Annotated in this window: 19 protein-coding genes; 15 read left to right on the plus strand and 4 right to left on the minus strand. The window is 70.0% G+C overall.

Translation table 11 applies throughout. The features are described 5' to 3' along the window. Positions 1-293 precede the first annotated feature (293 nt). The 3 genes from ABZ490_RS08545 to ABZ490_RS08555 all read left to right on the plus strand — a co-directional run bounded on the left by ABZ490_RS08545 (position 294) and on the right by ABZ490_RS08555 (position 3,969). A complete protein-coding gene (locus tag ABZ490_RS08545; protein WP_358986283.1) occupies positions 294-2,639 on the plus strand; it encodes an immune inhibitor A domain-containing protein in 2,346 nt (781 codons plus the stop codon). Positions 2,640-2,772: 133 nt separating this feature from the next. Continuing rightward, the gene (locus ABZ490_RS08550) at positions 2,773-3,105 is read left to right on the plus strand and encodes a hypothetical protein (protein WP_358986286.1); all 333 of its coding nucleotides are present in this window, start codon (positions 2,773-2,775) and stop codon (positions 3,103-3,105) included. 30 nt (positions 3,106-3,135) lie between these two features. Then, a complete protein-coding gene (locus ABZ490_RS08555) occupies positions 3,136-3,969 on the plus strand; it encodes a restriction endonuclease (protein WP_358986289.1) in 834 nt (277 codons plus the stop codon). A 7-nt stretch (positions 3,970-3,976) separates the two neighbouring features. Here ABZ490_RS08555 and ABZ490_RS08560 read toward each other — a convergent pair whose 3' ends face one another. Together ABZ490_RS08560 and ABZ490_RS08565 are read right to left on the minus strand one after the other, a co-directional pair. Next, positions 3,977-4,564 carry an isochorismatase family protein gene (locus ABZ490_RS08560; RefSeq protein ID WP_358986292.1) on the minus strand — a complete coding sequence of 196 codons (588 nt, stop codon included), beginning with the start codon at positions 4,562-4,564 and terminating at the stop codon, positions 3,977-3,979. 88 nt (positions 4,565-4,652) lie between these two features. Continuing rightward, positions 4,653-5,990 (minus strand): nicotinate phosphoribosyltransferase, encoded by a 1,338-nt coding sequence (locus tag ABZ490_RS08565; protein ID WP_358986295.1) that lies wholly within the window; start codon positions 5,988-5,990, stop codon positions 4,653-4,655. Positions 5,991-6,048: 58 nt separating this feature from the next. Here ABZ490_RS08565 and clpS point away from each other — a divergent pair, with 58 nt between their 5' ends. The 10 genes from clpS (at position 6,049) to ABZ490_RS08615 (ending at position 14,842) form a co-directional block, all read left to right on the plus strand. Then, positions 6,049-6,366: an ATP-dependent Clp protease adapter ClpS gene (gene clpS, locus ABZ490_RS08570; protein WP_358986298.1), complete on the plus strand. Its 318-nt coding sequence runs from the start codon at positions 6,049-6,051 to the stop codon at positions 6,364-6,366. 11 nt (positions 6,367-6,377) lie between these two features. Beyond that, positions 6,378-6,986, plus strand: a complete 609-nt coding sequence (locus tag ABZ490_RS08575; RefSeq protein ID WP_358986301.1) for a DUF2017 domain-containing protein — start codon at positions 6,378-6,380, stop codon at positions 6,984-6,986. Positions 6,987-7,317: 331 nt separating this feature from the next. Next, on the plus strand, positions 7,318-8,757 hold the full coding sequence (locus ABZ490_RS08580; RefSeq protein WP_358986304.1) for an amino acid permease: 1,440 nt from the start codon (positions 7,318-7,320) through the stop codon (positions 8,755-8,757). 153 nt (positions 8,758-8,910) lie between these two features. Further along, positions 8,911-9,333, plus strand: coding sequence for a M67 family metallopeptidase (locus tag ABZ490_RS08585; RefSeq protein WP_358986307.1), 423 nt, complete (start codon positions 8,911-8,913; stop codon positions 9,331-9,333). 61 nt (positions 9,334-9,394) lie between these two features. Next, entirely contained in the window at positions 9,395-10,435 is a 1,041-nt protein-coding gene (locus ABZ490_RS08590; protein ID WP_358986310.1) for a LacI family DNA-binding transcriptional regulator, read from the plus strand. An 83-nt stretch (positions 10,436-10,518) separates the two neighbouring features. Beyond that, positions 10,519-10,614, plus strand: coding sequence for a putative leader peptide (locus ABZ490_RS08595; protein WP_020132206.1), 96 nt, complete (start codon positions 10,519-10,521; stop codon positions 10,612-10,614). A gap of 99 nt (positions 10,615-10,713) precedes the next feature. Next, positions 10,714-10,992, plus strand: coding sequence for a MoaD/ThiS family protein (locus tag ABZ490_RS08600; protein WP_055638087.1), 279 nt, complete (start codon positions 10,714-10,716; stop codon positions 10,990-10,992). Positions 10,993-11,007: 15 nt separating this feature from the next. After that, a complete protein-coding gene (locus ABZ490_RS08605) occupies positions 11,008-11,958 on the plus strand; it encodes a cysteine synthase (RefSeq protein WP_358986315.1) in 951 nt (316 codons plus the stop codon). Positions 11,959-12,191: 233 nt separating this feature from the next. Further along, a complete protein-coding gene (locus ABZ490_RS08610) occupies positions 12,192-14,237 on the plus strand; it encodes a putative Ig domain-containing protein (protein ID WP_358986318.1) in 2,046 nt (681 codons plus the stop codon). Between the two features lie 143 nt (positions 14,238-14,380). Then, complete coding sequence (locus tag ABZ490_RS08615; protein ID WP_358986321.1) at positions 14,381-14,842, plus strand: hypothetical protein; 462 nt, start codon at positions 14,381-14,383, stop codon at positions 14,840-14,842. 6 nt (positions 14,843-14,848) lie between these two features. Here the strand turns inward: ABZ490_RS08615 and ABZ490_RS08620 are convergent, their stop codons facing one another. Next, positions 14,849-15,307 carry a type II toxin-antitoxin system PemK/MazF family toxin gene (locus ABZ490_RS08620; RefSeq protein ID WP_358986323.1) on the minus strand — a complete coding sequence of 153 codons (459 nt, stop codon included), beginning with the start codon at positions 15,305-15,307 and terminating at the stop codon, positions 14,849-14,851. A gap of 225 nt (positions 15,308-15,532) precedes the next feature. Here ABZ490_RS08620 and ABZ490_RS08625 point away from each other — a divergent pair, with 225 nt between their 5' ends. Further along, the gene (locus ABZ490_RS08625; protein ID WP_358986326.1) at positions 15,533-16,285 is read left to right on the plus strand and encodes an MBL fold metallo-hydrolase; all 753 of its coding nucleotides are present in this window, start codon (positions 15,533-15,535) and stop codon (positions 16,283-16,285) included. A 107-nt stretch (positions 16,286-16,392) separates the two neighbouring features. On the opposite strand, the gene ABZ490_RS08630 is transcribed toward ABZ490_RS08625, so the two are convergent. Next, positions 16,393-17,643 (minus strand): PTS transporter subunit EIIC, encoded by a 1,251-nt coding sequence (locus ABZ490_RS08630; RefSeq protein ID WP_358986329.1) that lies wholly within the window; start codon positions 17,641-17,643, stop codon positions 16,393-16,395. A 292-nt stretch (positions 17,644-17,935) separates the two neighbouring features. Here ABZ490_RS08630 and ABZ490_RS08635 point away from each other — a divergent pair, with 292 nt between their 5' ends. Continuing rightward, the gene (locus ABZ490_RS08635; RefSeq protein ID WP_358986332.1) at positions 17,936-18,169 is read left to right on the plus strand and encodes a PTS glucose/sucrose transporter subunit IIB; all 234 of its coding nucleotides are present in this window, start codon (positions 17,936-17,938) and stop codon (positions 18,167-18,169) included. Positions 18,170-18,191 lie beyond the last annotated feature (22 nt).

Genomic DNA, 18,191 nt, shown 5'->3' on the forward strand with positions numbered 1-18,191 from the left:
ACGAACGGTAAGCGTGACCTAACCCACGGTGCCGGTGCACAGGGGGCGCACGGAGTCATGGCGTCCACCAAGTGGACGGTCCTGCGCGCCCGTTCGGGTTACAGTCATGTGTCCGTAATGCGAACACCGGCTCTCAATAATGCACTTGATCTGTCCAAGTCAAGGTCTGTCTTTTCTCGTAAACCAGTAGTCAAATGGCGGCACTTGACTACACGCGTATAACAGCGCGCGGACCTTCCTTGACAGGGATCCCCCCTTTCCGCGCGTACGGGCGCGTTAGGGGAGGACATCAAGTGACCAGTAGATCCTGGACGTTCAGAACGGCCGCCACGGTCGTCGCCCTCGCGGCGGCCACGACGACGTTCACCACGTTCGCCGTGGCACAGGCCGCGGAGCGTGGCACAGGCGCGGCGGTGGACCGGCAGGACCCGCAGCCGGCCAAGGCCAAGGAGCACGACTTCGACGGCCCGCTCAGCAAGACCCAGGAGGCCCAGCGCGAGGAGGCCCTCAAGCAGGTCATCTCCGGCGACGCCACCGTCAAGGACCGCAACGGTTCCAAGGTGGTCAAGCTCGACAGCCGCAAGGGCGACAGCAAGTACGTCGAACTCGGCCGCGAGAAGACCGACAAGATCTTCACGATCCTGGTCGAGTTCGGCGACCAGGTCGACCCCCGCTACGGCGGCACCACCGGCCCGCTGCACAACCAGATAGCCGCGCCGGACCGCGCGAAGGACAACTCCACGGCCTGGCAGGCGGACTACAACCAGGCGCACTTCCAGGAGCTGTACTTCGGCACCGGCAAGAAGACCGAGTCGCTGAAGAAGTACTACGAGAAGCAGTCCTCGGGCCGCTACTCGGTCGACGGCGAGGTCACGGACTGGGTCAAGGTCCCCTACAACGAGGCCCGTTACGGCTCCAACGACGCCCCGACCGGCGCCTGGTACGCCGTCCAGGACGGCGTCAACGCCTGGGTCGCCCAGCGCGAGGCCGCCGGTGACACGGCCGCCGAGATCAAGGCGGAGCTGGCCGGGTTCGACCAGTGGGACCGCTACGACTACGACGGCGACGGCAACTTCAACGAGCCCGACGGCTACATCGACCACTTCCAGATCGTGCACGCCGGCGAGGACGAGTCCGCGGGCGGCGGCGCGCAGGGCGCGGACGCCATCTGGGCCCACCGCTGGTACGCCTTCGGCACCGACGCCGGCTCCACCGGCCCGGACACCGTCAAGCTCGGCGGCACCCAGATCGGCGACACCGGCATCTGGGTCGGCGACTACACCATCCAGCCGGAGAACGGCGGCCTGGGCGTCTACGCCCACGAGTACGGCCACGACCTCGGCCTGCCGGACGAGTACGACACCTCCGGCGGCGGCGAGAACTCCACCGGCTTCTGGACCCTGATGTCCTCCGGTTCCTGGCTCGGCACCGGCAAGGAGGCCATCGGCGACCTGCCCGGCGACATGAACGCCTGGGACAAGCTCCAGCTGGGCTGGCTCGACTACGACGTCGCCTTCGCCGGCAAGAAGTCCACCCACAAGCTGGGCGTGGCGGAGTACAACACCAAGAACGCCCAGGCGCTCGTGGTGCAGCTCCCGGAGAAGACGGTCACCACCGAGGTCGTCGCCCCCGCGCAGGGCTCCACCCAGTGGTGGAGCGGCAGCGGCGACGACCTGCGCAACACCCTGACCCGCACGGTCGACCTGACCGGCAAGACCTCCGCGTCCCTCACCCTGGACGGCTGGTGGGACATCGAGCAGAACTACGACTACCTCTACACCGAGGTCTCCACCGACGGCGGCGCCAGCTACACCCCGATCGACGGCACCCTCGCCGACGGCACCGCCATCCCGCGTGACGGCAGCGACAAGCCCGCCCTCACCGGCACGGTGGCCGCCTACCAGAAGCTGACGTTCCCGCTGAACGCCTACGCCGGCAAGCAGATCAGCCTGCGCTTCCGCTACGCCACCGACGGCGGCGTGGCCCAGAAGGGCTTCGCGGCCGACGAGATCACGGTGACCGCCGACGGCGCGACCCTGTTCTCCGACAACGCGGAGGCGGCGGACGCCGCTTGGACCGCGAACGGGTTCTCCCGCATCGGCTCGGCCATCACGGACGACTACGCGCAGTACTACATCGCCGAGAACCGCCAGTACGTGTCGTACGACAAGACCCTCAAGGTCGGCCCGTACAACTTCGGCTTCTCGACGACCCGTCCGGACTGGGTGGAGCACTACGCGTACCAGAACGGTCTGCTGATCTGGAAGTGGGACACCTCCCAGGCGGACGACAACACCAGCGCCCACCCGGGTGAGGGCCTGATCCTCCCGATCGACTCGCACCCGACCGCCCTGAAGTGGACCGACGGCACGCTGATGCGCAACCGCATCCAGGCCTACGACTCCACCTTCAGCCTGTACCCGACGGACGCGATCACGCTGCACAAGGCGGACGTCGCGACCAAGATCAAGTCGCGTCCGGGTGTCCCGGTCTTCGACGACCGGAAGTCGACCTACTACGACGCCACGAACCCGCTCGCGGGCGTCAAGGTCACTGACACCAACACCTCCATCAAGATCGTCAGCGAGCCCAAGGACGGCTCGACGATCACGGTGAAGGTCGGCCCCGCGGCGAAGTGATCTGAGAAACCGCAGGTCAGAAGCGTATCGGCGGCAACCCCTTGGCGGGTTGCCGCCGGTCGTGTTTAGGTGCGTCCTGTGACTCCGTTATTGACGCCGACCTTGATACCGACTCGCACGGGGGTGTGACCGCATGGCCGCAGGAGGCTTCTGCAAGCTGCCGAACGGCAGGGTCGTGGTGGCCCTGAACCTGCCCAGCCCGGGCACCGCGGACCCGGACGCCGCCGTCCGTGTCCTGGTCCACGCCCATAACCGGGCGAGGGCCCTGACCAGGCTCCGCAACCTCGGCCTGCGCGCCGTCTACCTCCGCGGCAACGCGGCCCCGCCGACCCCGGACGAGATCACCGCCGTACTCCACCACCCGGACGGCCTGATCTGGCGGACGACCCCCGACAACGCTGTCCCGACGACGGTCCCGGAACTCTGGAGACCGATCAGAGCACTGCTCCGGGGGGCGGCCGCCTAGCATCGCCCGGGACCCCGTCGGCGATACTTCATGGCTGTGACAAGCGAAAACACCCTGCCTGCCAGACGTCAGATCCAGTCCTGGCAGGACGCCGAGTACAATGCCGCCGCCTGGATGCGGCACTGGGGGTACGAGGACGCCCGGGCCCAGCCGGGCGGAAGCGACGGCGGGGTCGACGTGCGGTCGCGGCGGGCGCTGGGGCAGGTGAAGTACCAGGGGGCGGCCGTGGGCCGGCCCGAGCTCCAGCGCCTGTTCGGCGCGCGCGGCCGGGCCATGGACAAGGACCTGCTGTTCTTCACGGGCAGCAGTTACGCCGCCACGGCGATCGCGTACGCCGCCGAGAACGGCATCGCGCTGTTCGTCTACGCCCTGGACGGCACGACGACGGCGACCAACGCGGCGGCGCGCCGGATCGCCACGCCACCGGCAGCGGCAGCGATGCCGGCCACGGCCCCTGCTCCGACCCGGCCCACGGCACCGCCCGCCACGCCCCCCGCCCCTCGCAGGCAGAGCCGCCCCGGCACCGGCCGGATCGTGCTCGGGCTGGTCCTGACCGCGGTGGCCCTGTTCATCCCGGGCGGTGAGGCCTTCGACCCCCGTCCGAACCGGACCCTGGTGACGCTGCTGCTGCTCGTCGTCCCCGCCGTCCTGATCGTCTCCGGCCTGCGGGAGAAGTCCCACCGCCGCTACTGGCCGACCGGGCTGGGCCTCTTCCTCCTGGACCTCCCGGTGGCCTGGCTCGGCAACGCCCGGCTGTGGCGCGGCGACACGGCCGACGACCTGGTGCCTGCCGCGCTGACCGTCCTGGCCCTCACGGCCGCGACCGTCCTGATCCGCTGGAACGGCCGCCCCCGCGCGACCTAGTGCCGCGTCAGGCCACGACCGGCTTGCCCGTCAGGTCCACCCCGGCCGTGCGCAGCTCCTCCAGGGCGCGTTCGGTGGTCGACTGGGCCACGCCGGCGGTCAGGTCGAGCAGGACCGTCGTACGGAAGCCCTCGCGGACCGCGTCCAGCGCGGTCGCCCGGACGCAGTGGTCCGTGGCGATCCCGACGACGTCGACCTCGTCGATCTGCCGGGCCCGCAGCCAGTCGCCCAGCGTGACGCCGTTCTCGTCGGCGCCCTCGAACCCGCTGTACGCGGCCGCGTAGGCCCCCTTGTCGAAGACGGCGTCGATGCTGCCGGAGGCGACCGCGGGGGCGAAGTTCGGGTGGAAGCCGACCCCCTCGGTGCCGGCGACGCAGTGCGCGGGCCAGGACCGGACGAAGTCGGGGTTGTCGGCGAAGTGGCCGCCGGGCGCGATGTGGTGGTCCCGGGTGGCCACGACATGCCGGTACCCGGCGGGGGCCTGCCCGATCAGCTCGGTGATCGCGGCGGCGACATCGGCACCCCCGGCCACCGCGAGGCTGCCCCCCTCGCAGAAGTCGTTCTGCACGTCTACGACGATCAAGGCGCGGCGCATGGTCGGTGTCCTTCGACAGAGGGTGAAGTAAGCAAGCGTAGAGATTTTCCGCCCCCGGCAACAGAGCCCCGCCCCCGGCGGCGGACGGCTAGCGCTCCTGGAGGTACTCCGTCGCCAGCACCGGCTCCCCCCGGGAGAGCTGGGTGGCCGACAGGGGCAGGTTGGCGCGGGCCGCCGTGTGGCGGTCGCGTACGGCGTCCAGCGGCTCGCGGCCGACCACGGCACCGTCCCTGACCAGCTCCACCAGCAGCTGCCGGTCCGCGAGCCCGGCCGGTACCGCGCCGGTGCCGATGACCTCGGCCTCGGCGACCCCGTCCACGTCCAGCCGCCGGGCCGCCCACTTGCGGCCGCCGATGGACGTCTTGCCGCCGGTCGACCGCTTCGCGACCGGCACCAGCGGCGCCTTCGGATCGGCGGACTCGGCGCGCGCGACCAGCTTGTAGACCATCGAGCAGGTGGGATGCCCGGACCCGGTCACCAGCTGCGTCCCCACGCCGTACGCGTCCACGGGCGCCGCCGCCAGCGAGGCGATGGCGTACTCGTCGAGGTCGGAGGTGACGATGATCCGGGTGCCGGTGGCGCCCAGGGCGTCGAGCTGCTGGCGCACCCGGTGGGCGACCAGCAGCAGGTCGCCGGAGTCGATGCGGACGGCGCCCAGCTCGGGCCCGGCCACCTCCACCGCCGTACGGACGGCCTCGGCGACGTCGTAGGTGTCGACGAGCAGGGTGGTGCCGCCGCCGAGGGAGTCCACCTGGGCCCGGAAGGCGTCCCGCTCGCTGTCGTGCAGCAGGGTGAAGGCGTGGGCGCTGGTGCCGACGGTCGGGATGCCGTAGCGGAAACCGGCGGCCAGGTCGGAGGTGGAGGTGAAGCCGCCGACGTACGCGGCGCGGCTCGCGGCGACCGCGGCCAGTTCATGGGTGCGGCGGGCGCCCATCTCGATCAGCGGCCGGCCGCCGGCGGCCGAGGACATCCGGGACGCGGCCGCCGCGATCGCGGAGTCGTGGTTGAGGATGGACAGGATCACCGTCTCCAGCATCACGCACTCGGCGAAGGAGCCCTCGACCCGCATGATCGGCGACCCGGGGAAGTAGACCTCGCCCTCCGGGTAGCCCCGGACGTCACCCGAGAAGCGGTAGGCGGCGAGCCAGTCCAGCGTCTCGTCGTCGACGATCGAGCGGCGCCGCAGGAAGCGCAGGACGTCCTGGTCGAAGCGGAAGTTCTCGACCGCGTCCAGGACCCGCCCGGTGCCCGCGACGACGCCGTAGCGCCGCCCCTCCGGCAGTCGCCGGGTGAAGACCTCGAACACGCTGCGCCGCTCGGCCGTCCCGGCCTTGAGCGCGGCCTGCAGCATGGTCAGCTCGTACTGGTCCGTGAAGAGCGCCGTAGAGGGGACGTCCACCGGCAGCCCAAGGTCCGCTGTGTTCATGTCGACAGATGCTACACCCCTTTGCGTCAGTGTGACGATTTGTGGGCCCCGTGGCAGCATGGGCCTTGTGACGTCACCCGCTCCCCTTGAGATCGAACGCACCGAGTCGGCGGAGGAGGTCTACGCCGTCCCCGAGCCGGACGTCCCCTGGGTCACCATCGTCCACAACGACCCGGTCAACCTCATGAGCTATGTGACGTACGTCTTCCAGACGTACTTCGGCTACACCAAGGACAAGGCCACCAAGCTCATGCTCGACGTCCACCACAAGGGCCGGGCGGTCGTCTCCAGCGGCTCTCGCGAGGAGATGGAACGCGACGTGCAGGCCATGCACGGCTATGGGCTGTGGGCCACCCTTCAGCAGGACCGGAAGTAGCCTCCTCACTGATGCCTGGACACTTCGAACCGCTTCCCGGCGGCGGCGCGGCCGTCGCGCTCGACGACGTCGAGATCTCCATCATCCGGTCGCTGGCCGTACAGCTGCTGGAACTGATCGGCCCCGGCCCCGCCGAGGACGCCTCCGACGACCCGCTCGCCGAGCTCTTCGCGGAGGGCCCGAGCGAGCCCCCCGCCGACCCGGTGCTCCGCCGGCTGTTCCCGGACGCCTACACCGACCCGGAGGGCACCCCGGGCCCGCGGCAGGCGGACGAGCAGAAGGCGCACTCGGCCGAGTTCCGCCGCTACACCGAGAACGACCTCAGGGCCGGCAAGCGCGAGAACGCCCTCGCGGTGGTCCGCACCCTGGACGCGCTGGCCTCCGAGGCGGCCGGCGAGGGCGGCGCGGTGCTCAAGCTCGCGCCGGGGGAGTCCCGGCAGTGGCTCGGCGCGCTCAACGACCTGCGGCTGGCGATCGGGGCGCGGCTGGAGATCACCGACGAGGACGACACCGACCTCCTCTACCGGCTGCCGGACGAGGACCCGCGCAAGCCGATGGTGATGGCGTACCTGTGGCTGGGAGGGCTCCAGGAGACCTTGGTGACCACCCTTATGCCGTAGTTCGTCCGCATTCCTTGTCGCTTTTGTTCGCTCAGAGGACGCTCAAATCCGGATAACGATCGCATCACCGCGACGGCCGGGAGTGTCCTCTTCGTGTCGCGTTCGTCCGCTTCTTCTCGTGTCGTGTGCCACATGATCCTCGGTCGATCACTGTTGCAGGCGTGATAAATCTTCACGACCGCCCGGCGAACACCACCCGAATGTTCGGCCGGGTGCGCCACCGAGCCGACCACCATCGGCCAGGCAACCGCTCCATCATCCGGGGGGATCGAAACCCGATCCGAGGCCGACGAGAGGCCCGGGTCGGCATGGAGAAAGGCGCACCACACACATGACCTCCGCTCAGGTCGACACGGACGGCAACGGCGCCGGTACGGCGCCCGAAGAGGGGTACGAACGCGGACTCGGCAGTCGCCAGGTCCAGATGATCGCGATCGGCGGCGCCATCGGCGTCGGGCTCTTCCTGGGTGCCGGCGCGAACATCGCCAAGGCCGGTCCCAGCCTCATCCTCATGTACGCCCTCGCCGGCGCGATCGTCTTCTTCATCATGCGGGCGCTCGGCGAACTGCTGCTGTACCGCCCGGTCTCGGGCTCCTTCGCGGAGTACTCCCGCGAATTCCTCGGCCCGTTCTTCGGCTACTTCACCGGCTGGACGTACTGGCTGATGTGGGTCGTCACCGGCATGGCCGAGCTGACAGCCGCCGCGATCTACGTCAACTACTGGTTCCCGGCCGTCCCGCAATGGGTGACCGCCCTGGTCTTCCTGGTGATCCTCTTCGGGGTCAACCTGATCTCCGTGAAGCTCTTCGGCGAGCTGGAGTTCTGGTTCTCGATGGTCAAGGTCACCGCCCTGATCGGCATGATCGTCATCGGCCTCGGCGTGCTGACCTTCGGCTTCAGCAGCGCCGGTGACACCGCCTCGGTCGCGAACCTCTACCAGTTCGACGGCTTCTTCCCCAAGGGCATCGGCTCCTCCCTGATGACCCTCCAGGGCGTGATGTTCGCCTACCTCGCGGTCGAGCTGGTCGGTGTCACGGCGGGCGAGTCCGAGAACCCGGAGAAGACGCTCCCGAAGGCCATCAACACCCTTCCGTGGCGCATCGCCCTGTTCTACGTCGGCGCGCTCACCGTCATCCTCTGCGTCGTGAAGTGGACCGAGTTCGCCCCGGGCGTCTCGCCGTTCGTCGAGGCCTTCGCGAAGATCGGCATCCCGGCCGGCGCCGGCATCGTCAACTTCGTCGTCCTCACCGCGGCCCTGTCCTCCTGCAACTCCGGCATGTACTCCACCGGCCGCATGCTGCGCAATCTGGCCGACAGCGGCGAGGCCCCGGCGGTCTTCCGCAAGCTGTCCGCCACCAAGACCCCGGCCTTCGGCATCACGGTCTCGGTCCTCTTCATGGGCATCGGCGTGGTCCTCAACTACGTCGTCCCGGAGAAGGCCTTCGCCTACGTGACCTCCGTCGCCACCGCGGCCGGCATCTGGACCTGGCTGATGATCCTGATCAGCCACGTCCTCTACCGCCGCGCGGTCGACGCGGGCCGGCTGCCGGCCTCCGCCTTCCCGGCGCCGGGCGGCGCGAAGTTCAGCTGGGTGGCCATCGTCTTCCTGCTCTTCGTCACCTGCCTGATCGCCTACGACGCCGACTCCCGGATCTGCCTGTACGTGATGGCCGGCTGGGCCGCCGCGCTCGGTGTCGGCTGGGCGGTCCTCAAGAGCCGCAACCCGGAGGTCACGAGCCGCCGCGAGCCGGAGCTCGAGAAGACCGGCTGACCGGAGACCGGAGCCACCGATCCACTCCAGGACGTCCGGTCGCAGGGAGCACTCGTGGCGCCCCGCTGCGGCTGCCGCTCAGGGCGTCCGCCATGTGGGCCGTTCCGTACCGCACCCCGGTACGGAACGGCCCCTCTGTCTATCCTGACGAGCATGCTGACCATCACCCAGGCCCTCGTCGACCAGATCGTCGCCCACGCGCGCAAGGACCACCCCGACGAGGCGTGCGGCGTCGTCGCCGGGCCGGCCGGCTCCGACCGCCCCGAGCGCTTCATCCCCATGCTGAACGCGGCGATGTCACCCACGTTCTACGAGTTCGACTCCGGGGACCTCTTCAAGCTCTACCGCGAGATGGACGACCGCGACGAGGAGCCGGTGGTCATCTACCACTCCCACACCGCCACCGAGGCCCACCCCTCCCGCACGGACATCTCCTACGCCAACGAACCCGGCGCCCACTACGTCCTCGTCTCCACCCGCGACACCGACGGCCTCGGCGACTTCCAGTTCCGCTCCTTCCGCATCGTGGAGGGCGAGGTCACCGAGGAGGAGGTCCGGATCGTCGAGGCCCACTGATCGCCCTCCGCCCGCCCGCCTCGACGGCTACCGTTCCAGTAAGCGCTTCCCCCCCCGAACCATGCTCACGGAGACGGTGTTGACCCAGCGGACGAACGCCCGGCGCCCCACGCTCGAAGACGTCGCACGGCGGGCGGGGGTGTCGCGGTCCACCGTCTCGCGGGTGGTGAACGGGGAGGCCCGGGTGAGCGCCGAGGTGATCGCGCGGGTCACCGAGGTGATCGGCGAGCTGGGGTACGTCCCCAACCAGGCCGCCCGCCAGCTGGTCACCCGCCGTACCGACGCCATCGCGGTCGTCGCGGCCCCGCCCGAGGGCCGGCTCTTCCTCGACCCCTTCTTCGACCTGCTCCTGCGCGGGGTGCGCCGCGAGCTCGCCGTGCACGGCGCCCAGGCCGTCCTGCTGTTCCTGGAGGAACCGGACGACCACGCGCGCGTGGCCGCCTATCTCGCCGGCGGCCATGTCGACGGCGCCGTGCTGTTCTCGCTGCGCCCCGGCGACCGCCTCCACACGATGATGGACCGGCTCGACATCCCCGCCGTCTTCGGCGGCCGCCCCCTGCTGCGCGAGGGCGCCACCGTCCCCGGGCACGCGTACGTCGACGGCGACAACCGCGGGGGAGCCCGGCTGGCCGTCCGGCATCTGGCCGGCCTCGGCCGCCGCCGGATCGCGACCGTCGCGGGACCCTACGACCAGGAGACCTCCGCCGCCGACCGGCTCGCCGGCTACCGGGACGTCCTGCCCGACGCCCCGTCCGACCTCGTACAGAAGGCCGACTACAGCCGGGAGGGCGGTGCCGGGGCGATGGCCGCCCTGCTGGACCGCCGGCCCGATCTGGACGCGGTCTTCGTCGCCTCCGACTTCATGGCCTCGGGAGCCCTGCAGACCCTGCGCGAGCGCGGGCGGCGGGTGCCGGAGGACGTGGCCGTGGTCGGCTTCGACGATCTGACGTCCATCGCCGAGACCACCGACCCGCCGCTGACGACCGTCCACCAGGACGTGCCGGAGATGGGCCGTCTCATGGCCCGGCTGCTGTTCGAGCACACCGGCCCCGAGGCGTCGGTCGTGGTACCGACCCGGCTGGTCCGCCGCCGTTCCGCCTGACCGGTCTCACGCACCGGCCCGATTCCGTCCACCATGTGGGATCACATTCCGGAAGCCGGGACGGGAATCGATACGATGAGCCCATGGTTCTGAACGACGTGAGCGAGAAGACGCCGGGCGCCCTGCTCGTGGCGCGGCTGCACGTCGACCTGTGCAGGCTGGCCAGCGCCATCTGTTGACGCGGTCCCCTGCCGCCGTACGGCCGTGAGCCGCGGCGATGTCTCACCACGCACGTATCCCGCGCAGCCACACCTTCCTTCCGACAGGAGCCCTGAGCCATGGCCATCGAGGTCCGCATCCCCACCATCCTCCGCCAGTACACCGACGGTCAGAAGGCGGTGGAGGGCAGCGGTGACACCCTCGCCGACCTCTTCAACGACCTCGAGACCCGGCACGCGGGCATCCACGCCCGGATCGTGGACGAGGGCAAGCTGCGCCGCTTCGTCAACGTCTACCTGAACGACGAGGACGTCCGCTTCGTCGACGGCATCAACACCAAGCTGTCCGACGGCGACACCGTGACGATCCTGCCGGCCGTGGCCGGCGGCATGGCCTAGGCCGGCAGACCCGGCATGCGTTACGACTCCCCGCTGGCCGCGGTGGGCAACACCCCTCTGGTGCGCCTGCCGCGGCTGTCGCCGTCCGCCGACGTCCGTATCTGGGCCAAGCTGGAGGACCGCAACCCCACCGGCTCGGTCAAGGACCGCCCCGCCCTGCACATGGTCGAGCAGGCGGAGAAGGACGGCCGGCTCACGCCCGGCTGCACCATCCTCGAGCCGACGAGCGGCAACACCGGCATCTCGCTCGCCATGGCGGCCAAGCTCAAGGGCTACCGCATCGTGTGCGTGATGCCCGAGAACACCTCGCAGGAGCGCCGGGACCTGCTCGCGATGTGGGGCGCCGAGATCATCTCCTCCCCGGCCGCGGGCGGCTCCAACACCGCCGTGCGCGTCGCCAAGGAACTCGCCGCCGAGCACCCCGACTGGGTGATGCTCTACCAGTACGGCAACCCGGACAACGCGGGCGCCCACTACGCGACGACCGGCCCGGAGATCCTCGCCGACCTGCCCTCCGTCACCCACTTCGTGGCGGGCCTCGGCACCACCGGCACCCTGATGGGCGTCGGCCGCTATCTGCGCGAGCACAAGCCGGACGTGAGGATCGTCGCCGCCGAACCGCGCTACGACGACCTGGTGTACGGCCTGCGCAACCTCGACGAGGGCTTCGTACCGGAGCTGTACGACGCCTCCGTCCTCACCACCCGGTTCTCGGTCGGCTCGGCGGACGCCGTGACCCGCACCCGTGAACTCCTCCAGCAGGAGGGCATCTTCGCCGGTGTCTCCACGGGCGCCGCGCTGCACGCCGCGATCGGCGTCGGGAAGAAGGCCGTCAAGGCGGGGGAGAGCGCGGACATCGTGTTCGTCGTCGCGGACGGCGGCTGGAAGTACCTCTCCACCGGTGTCTACACGGCGGCCACCACCGAGGAGGCCATCGAGACGCTCCAGGGTCAGCTCTGGGCATAGGGCTCCTCAACCACGCGCCAGCCCCCTCCTATGAGGGGGCTAAACGCTGTTGATGGGGCGGCAAAGAACGCCCGGGGGTACTGCCGGTAACCGGTCCGGCGGGTCTACGTTCTGCCCGCAGTCCCATCCATCCCCGTGAGTGTCATGCTCATGACCGCGCCATCGTCCGCCGCTACGCGCGTCACGTGCCTGCACCCCATACGAGATCCCCACTCCCGATGGAGGCAGTACCCATGCGTGAGTCACGCCTGCGAAGACTCCTGAGCGTCGCCGTCCCCGCCCTCACCCTCACCGTCGCCGGACTCCTCGCGGCCCCCGCGGCCGGCGCCCAGCCGGTGGCGCACACCTCCCGCACCACCCAGAACGCGAAGGCCCTCACCGCCCCCGGCCGCCAGACCTTCCACGCCACCGGCACGGCCGGCCAGAAGGTCCCCACCACCCACCTGTGCTCCACCGCGGCCCCCGGCCACGCCGCCTGCTTCGCCCAGCGCCGCACCGACATCAAGCAGCGCCTCGCCAGTGCCCTCGCCGCCGCGGCCGCCGCACCCTCCGGCCTCAGCCCCGCCAACCTGCACAGCGCCTACAACCTGCCCTCGACCGGCGGCTCCGGACTGACCGTCGCCGTCGTCGACGCCTACAACGACCCCAACGCGGAGTCCGACCTCGCCACCTACCGCTCCACCTACGGCCTGTCCGCCTGCACCAAGGCCAACGGCTGCTTCAAGCAGGTCAGCCAGACCGGCTCCACCACCTCGCTGCCCACCAACGACAGCGGCTGGGCCGGCGAGGAGGCCCTCGACATCGACATGGTCAGCGCCGTCTGCCCCAACTGCAACATCACCCTCGTCGAGGCGAACTCCGCCACCGACTCCGACCTCGGCACCGCCGAGAACGAGGCCGTCGCCCTCGGCGCCAAGTTCGTCTCCAACAGCTGGGGCGGCGACGAGTCCTCCTCCCAGACCAGCGAGGACACCTCCTACTTCAAGCACCCCGGCGTCGCCATCACGGTGAGCGCCGGAGACTCCGGCTACGGCGCCGAGTACCCCGCCACCTCCCAGTACGTCACCGCCGTCGGCGGCACCGCCCTGTCCACCTCCTCCAGCTCACGCGGCTGGACCGAGTCCGTGTGGAAGACCTCCAGCACCGAGGGCACCGGCTCCGGCTGCTCCGCGTACGACGCCAAGCCGAGCTGGCAGACCGACACCGGCTGCACCAAGCGCATGGAGTCCGACGTCTCCGCCGTCGCCGACCCGGCCACCGGCGTCGCCGTCTACGACACCTACGGCGGCTCCGGCTGGGCGGTCTACGGCGGCACCAGCGCCTCCGCCCCGATCATCGCCGGCGTCTACGCCCTCGCCGGCACCCCGGGCTCCAGCGACTACCCGGCGAAGTACCCCTACTCCCACACCGGCAACCTGTACGACGTCACCAGCGGCAGCAACGGCTCCTGCTCCACCTCGTACTTCTGCACCGCGACCACCGGCTACGACGGCCCGACCGGCTGGGGCACCCCCAACGGCACCACCGCCTTCACCGCCGGCACCAGCACCGGCAACACGGTGACCGTCACCAACCCCGGCAGCCGGTCGACGACGACCGGCGGCTCGGCGAGCCTGCAGATCAGTGCCAGTGACAGCGCGGGCGCCACCCTCACCTACAGCGCCTCCGGCCTGCCCACCGGCCTGTCCATCGGCAGCTCCACCGGCCTGATCTCCGGTACGGCGTCCACCGCGGGCACCTACCAGGTCACCGTCACCGCCACCGACTCCACCGGCGCCTCCGGCTCGGCCTCCTTCACCTGGACCGTCGGCTCCTCCAGCTCCACCTGCACCTCCGCCCAGCTGCTCGGCAACCCCGGCTTCGAGTCCGGCAACACCACCTGGACCGCCAGCTCCGGCGTCATCACCAACTCCAGCAGCGAGTCCGCCCACGCCGGCTCCTACTACGCCTGGCTGGACGGCTACGGCTCCTCGCACACCGACACGCTCTCCCAGGCGGTGACCGTCCCGAGCGGCTGCAAGGCGACCTTCACCTTCTACCTGCACATCGACACCGCCGAGACCTCCACCAGCACGCAGTACGACAAGCTCACCGTCACGGCGGGCTCGACCACCCTGGCCACCTACTCCAACCTCAACGCGGCCACCGGCTACGCCCAGAAGTCCCTCGACCTGTCCGCCTACGCGGGCTCCACGGTCACCCTGAAGTTCAGCGGGGTCGAGGACTCCAGCCTCCAGACCAGCTTCGTCCTCGACGACACGGCCGTCACCACCAGCTGACCCTGACCCGTACCACCCGTACCACCCGTACCACCCGTACCACCCGTACCACCCGTACCACCCATATCGCGCATATCACCCGTACGCCCGGCACGGATCCGGGTGTACGGGTGGTACGTCGAAGGGGGAGAAAGGAGTCCCCCATGCGCCGTACGACCCGTTCCACCGCCCTCGCCCTCGTGGTGCTGACGCTCGCCTTCGCCGGCTGCGGCACCGACAGCGACGGCGCCGCGGCACCCCCGCCCACCTCGGCGGCGGCCACCGACGAGGACTGCACGGCCACCCCGCCCGCCGAGCTCACCGCCGCCGACGACGGCCGCACCTTCTGTCTGACCGTCGGCGGACAGCTCCGGCTGAACCTCGACGGCACCAGGGAACGCCCCTGGTCGGCCGTCGCCCTCAAGGGCGACGACGTGCTGAAGCCCACCAACGCGGGGATCGTCGTGCTGCCGGGCGACGCGCTCGCCGCCTACGACGCGGTCACCGCAGGCACCACCCGCCTCAGCGCGACCCGCCCGCTGTGCGCCACACCCACCGGACCGAGCCAGGTCTCCTGCAAGGGCATCCAGGAATGGACCGTCACCGTCCGGGTGACCGCCGGGTGAGGGGGCTCAGGTCGCCAGATGTCGGACCTGGTCCCACAGCACCGGGTCCATCACGCCCACCCGGCGCCGGAAGTCCGCCACCGGCACCTGCCGCAGCTCGTCCGTCTCCAGGAAGCTCGGCCGTCCCCGCGCGTCACCCACCGCGCCCGGCGGCAGCGGGATCACCCCCGCCCGCCCGTCCCGGTATCTGCTGGTGATCTTCGCGACCGTCACCCGTTCGCCCCGCACCCCCAGCACCAGACACGGCCTGTCCTTCTGCCCGGGCCCGTCCTCGTAGGGCACGTTCGCCCACCAGATCTCGGCCGGCTGCGGCCGCCCCCGGCCCCCGCGCCCCCGCGCGGGCCGTCCCGGCGGCCGGGTCCGGCGCCCCTCGGGACGCCGCCCGCGCCCCCAGCCGTCCACGAGCGCGGCGACCAGCGCCAGCAGTGTCACCGCCGCGAGCGCGAGCCACCAGGACGTGTCCATGGGACGACGTTACCGGCGTGCGCACGGCATCGCGCGCCCTCGTTCACGCCTCACACACCCCTGGTCCAGCCGAACCGGTGACAGCACAGGTGAGTTCGCCCACAACAGCCCCTGGCGGAGGAGCGACCCGGGGTTTTGCGCCTTACGCTCGACAAACCGCACGACCCCCGTCGCCCCATATCCCTCGAATCACTTTCATATCCCGCCAGCGGAGGTTTCTGCTTTATGAAGCTCACCGTCGTCGGCTGCTCGGGGTCGTTCCCGTCCGCGGAATCGGCCTGCTCGAGCTACCTCGTCGAGGCCGACGGCTACAGGCTGCTTCTCGACATGGGCAACGGCGCCCTCGGCGAGCTGCAGCGCCACTGCGGTCTCTACGACCTCGACGCGATCTTCCTGAGTCATCTGCACGCCGACCACTGCATCGACATGTGCGCCTATTTCGTCGCGCGCTACTACCGCCACGACGGCGGGCGCTGCGACCCCATCCCGGTCTACGGCCCGGAAGGCACCGAACACCGCCTGACCACGGCCTACGCCGACACCCCCTCCGCCTCCTCGATGAGCGAGGTCTTCGACTTCCACACGGTCAAGCCGTCCACCTTCGACATCGGCCCGTTCACCGTGCACACCGAACGCGTGGCCCACCCCGTCGAGGCGTACGGCATCCGCGTCGAGCACGGCGGGCGGTCGCTCACCTACTCCGGAGACACCGGCCTCAGCCCGGCCCTGGAGGAACTCGCCCGCGACACCGACCTCTTCCTGTGCGAGGCCGCCTTCACCCACGGCAAGGAGAACATCCCCGACCTCCACCTCAACGGCCGCGAGGCCGGCGAGACGGCGGCCCGGGCCGGCGCGAGACGCCTCGTGCTGACACACATCCCCCCGTGGACCGACCCCCAGGTCAACCTCGCCGACGCCCGGGAGGTCTTCGACGGCCCGGTGGAACTGGCGGCGCCGAGGGTGTCGTACGAGATCTAGATCCGCACCCCTGCCGTACGAGGTTCAGGCGCACGGCAGACGGGAAGGCCCCGGAGCACACTGCTCCGGGGCCTTCTCCGTACGGCACGCGCCGTGGGGGACGCGGCTTACGCCTTGGTGAGGTCCTCGATCTCCTCCTCGGGCTCCCGGCCCGGGGTGGGGAGGTTGAACTTCGTGATGGCGAAGCGGAACCCGAAGTAGTAGATCGCCCCGAACACCAGCCCGATCGGGATGATCAGCCAGGGCTTGGTGGCCAGGTTCCAGTTCAGGGCGTAGTCGATGAAGCCCGCCGAGAACGTGAAGCCGGTGTGCACGCCGAGCGCCCAGGTGACCGCCATGGACAGGGCGGTGAGCACCGCGTGGATGGCGTACAGCAGCGGCGCGATGAACATGAACGAGAACTCGATCGGCTCGGTCACACCGGTCACGAACGAGGTCAGCGCGACCGAGACCATCATGCCCAGCACGGCCTTGCGGCGCTCCGGGCGGGCGGTGTGCGCGATGGCGAGCGCGGCGGCCGGCAGACCGAACATCATGATCGGGAAGAAGCCCGACATGAACTGACCGGCGGTCGGGTCCCCGGCGAAGAAGCGGGTGAGGTCGCCGTGGACGATGTCGCCGGAGGCCTCCTTGAAGTCACCGAGCTGGAACCAGGCGACCGAGTTCACGAACTGGTGCATGCCGACCGGGATCAGCGCGCGGTTGATCAGACCGAACAGCCCGGCACCGAAGGCACCGAGACCGGTGACCCACTCGCCGACGTCCGAGATGCCCTCGCCGACCGGCTTCCAGACCAGCCCGAAGAAGACGCCCATGAGCGTGCCGACGAACGCCATGATGATCGGCACCAGCCGGCGGCCGTTGAAGAAGCCGAGCCAGTCGACCAGCTTCTTGCGGTGGTACCGCTGCCACAGCACCGCCGAGAGCAGACCCATCAGGATGCCGCCGAAGACCCCGGGGTTGTTGTACGTCGCGGCTATGTCGGCGCCCGCCTGGACCTTCGCCTCGGTGACCGGGAACGCCTTCAGCACATTGGCGTAGACCAGGAAGCCCACCAGCGCGGCGAGGGCGGTCGAGCCGTCCGCCTTCTTGGCGAAACCGATGGCGACGCCGATGCAGAACAGCATCGGGAGGTTGTCGAAGATGGCGCCGCCGGCCGTGCCGAACACCGCCGTGACCTTGTCGGGCAGGTGAAGCTTCTCTTGCACGTCCGCCTGCCCGAGGCGGAGCAGGATGCCCGCCGCCGGGAGCACGGCGATGGGGAGCTGAAGGCTGCGGCCGACCTTCTGCAGGCCCTGGAGCAGGCCGGATCCCCGCTTCTTCGCGGGGGCCGCCGATGGCGCGGTGGCGGTGGTCATGGTTCCTCCATCTGGGTGATGGTCTACACCACTCAGTGGTGTAGACCATGTTGTAGCAGATGAAGAACGCATAAGGAACCCACTGCGCGTGCGCTATGCCTTCCGGCGTGCGGGGGAGGCCTTGATACCGGCGCTCCTGTAATCGCTCATGGGTTGGCGACCGCCTGTCAGGTGGTGTAGACCAGTTACGGACGATTGGGTTGCTGTCGATCGGGTTGCTGTGACGTCATCCTTCGGTACGCACGACACAATCGCTCGCGAAGCTGGGCCACCTGTGCGTGAGGAGACCGACATGGCCACCAAGGCAGAGAAGATCGTCGCCGGACTCGGCGGCATCGACAACATCGAGGAGATCGAGGGCTGCATCACCCGCCTGCGCACCGAGGTCTCCGACCCCACCCTCGTCGACGACGCCGCCCTCAAGGCCGCCGGCGCCCACGGCGTCGTCAAGATGGGCACCGCCATCCAGGTCGTCATCGGCACCGACGCCGACCCGATCGCCGCGGAGATCGAAGACATGATGTGACCGCCCCGCGTCACCTGTGAGG

This window comes from Streptomyces sp. NPDC005811 (assembly GCF_040630405.1).
Lineage (GTDB): Bacteria > Actinomycetota > Actinomycetes > Streptomycetales > Streptomycetaceae > Streptomyces.

What these genes read in the sequence shown, in the direction of transcription:
- ABZ490_RS08630 (WP_358986329.1), bottom strand. Translation starts at nt 17,643, where the DNA reads ATGACCACCGCCACCGCGCCATCGGCGGCCCCCGCGAAGAAGCGGGGA.
- ABZ490_RS08560 (WP_358986292.1), bottom strand. Translation starts at nt 4,564, where the DNA reads ATGCGCCGCGCCTTGATCGTCGTAGACGTGCAGAACGACTTCTGCGAG.
- ABZ490_RS08610 (WP_358986318.1), top strand. Translation starts at nt 12,192, where the DNA reads ATGCGTGAGTCACGCCTGCGAAGACTCCTGAGCGTCGCCGTCCCCGCC.
- ABZ490_RS08590 (WP_358986310.1), top strand. Translation starts at nt 9,395, where the DNA reads ATGCTCACGGAGACGGTGTTGACCCAGCGGACGAACGCCCGGCGCCCC.
- ABZ490_RS08575 (WP_358986301.1), top strand. Translation starts at nt 6,378, where the DNA reads ATGCCTGGACACTTCGAACCGCTTCCCGGCGGCGGCGCGGCCGTCGCG.
- ABZ490_RS08565 (WP_358986295.1), bottom strand. Translation starts at nt 5,990, where the DNA reads ATGAACACAGCGGACCTTGGGCTGCCGGTGGACGTCCCCTCTACGGCG.
- ABZ490_RS08620 (WP_358986323.1), bottom strand. Translation starts at nt 15,307, where the DNA reads ATGGACACGTCCTGGTGGCTCGCGCTCGCGGCGGTGACACTGCTGGCG.
- ABZ490_RS08580 (WP_358986304.1), top strand. Translation starts at nt 7,318, where the DNA reads ATGACCTCCGCTCAGGTCGACACGGACGGCAACGGCGCCGGTACGGCG.
- ABZ490_RS08555 (WP_358986289.1), top strand. Translation starts at nt 3,136, where the DNA reads ATGGCTGTGACAAGCGAAAACACCCTGCCTGCCAGACGTCAGATCCAG.
- ABZ490_RS08595 (WP_020132206.1), top strand. Translation starts at nt 10,519, where the DNA reads ATGGTTCTGAACGACGTGAGCGAGAAGACGCCGGGCGCCCTGCTCGTG.
- clpS (WP_358986298.1), top strand. Translation starts at nt 6,049, where the DNA reads ATGGGCCTTGTGACGTCACCCGCTCCCCTTGAGATCGAACGCACCGAG.
- ABZ490_RS08585 (WP_358986307.1), top strand. Translation starts at nt 8,911, where the DNA reads ATGCTGACCATCACCCAGGCCCTCGTCGACCAGATCGTCGCCCACGCG.
- ABZ490_RS08635 (WP_358986332.1), top strand. Translation starts at nt 17,936, where the DNA reads ATGGCCACCAAGGCAGAGAAGATCGTCGCCGGACTCGGCGGCATCGAC.
- ABZ490_RS08600 (WP_055638087.1), top strand. Translation starts at nt 10,714, where the DNA reads ATGGCCATCGAGGTCCGCATCCCCACCATCCTCCGCCAGTACACCGAC.
- ABZ490_RS08605 (WP_358986315.1), top strand. Translation starts at nt 11,008, where the DNA reads ATGCGTTACGACTCCCCGCTGGCCGCGGTGGGCAACACCCCTCTGGTG.
- ABZ490_RS08625 (WP_358986326.1), top strand. Translation starts at nt 15,533, where the DNA reads ATGAAGCTCACCGTCGTCGGCTGCTCGGGGTCGTTCCCGTCCGCGGAA.
- ABZ490_RS08550 (WP_358986286.1), top strand. Translation starts at nt 2,773, where the DNA reads ATGGCCGCAGGAGGCTTCTGCAAGCTGCCGAACGGCAGGGTCGTGGTG.
- ABZ490_RS08615 (WP_358986321.1), top strand. Translation starts at nt 14,381, where the DNA reads ATGCGCCGTACGACCCGTTCCACCGCCCTCGCCCTCGTGGTGCTGACG.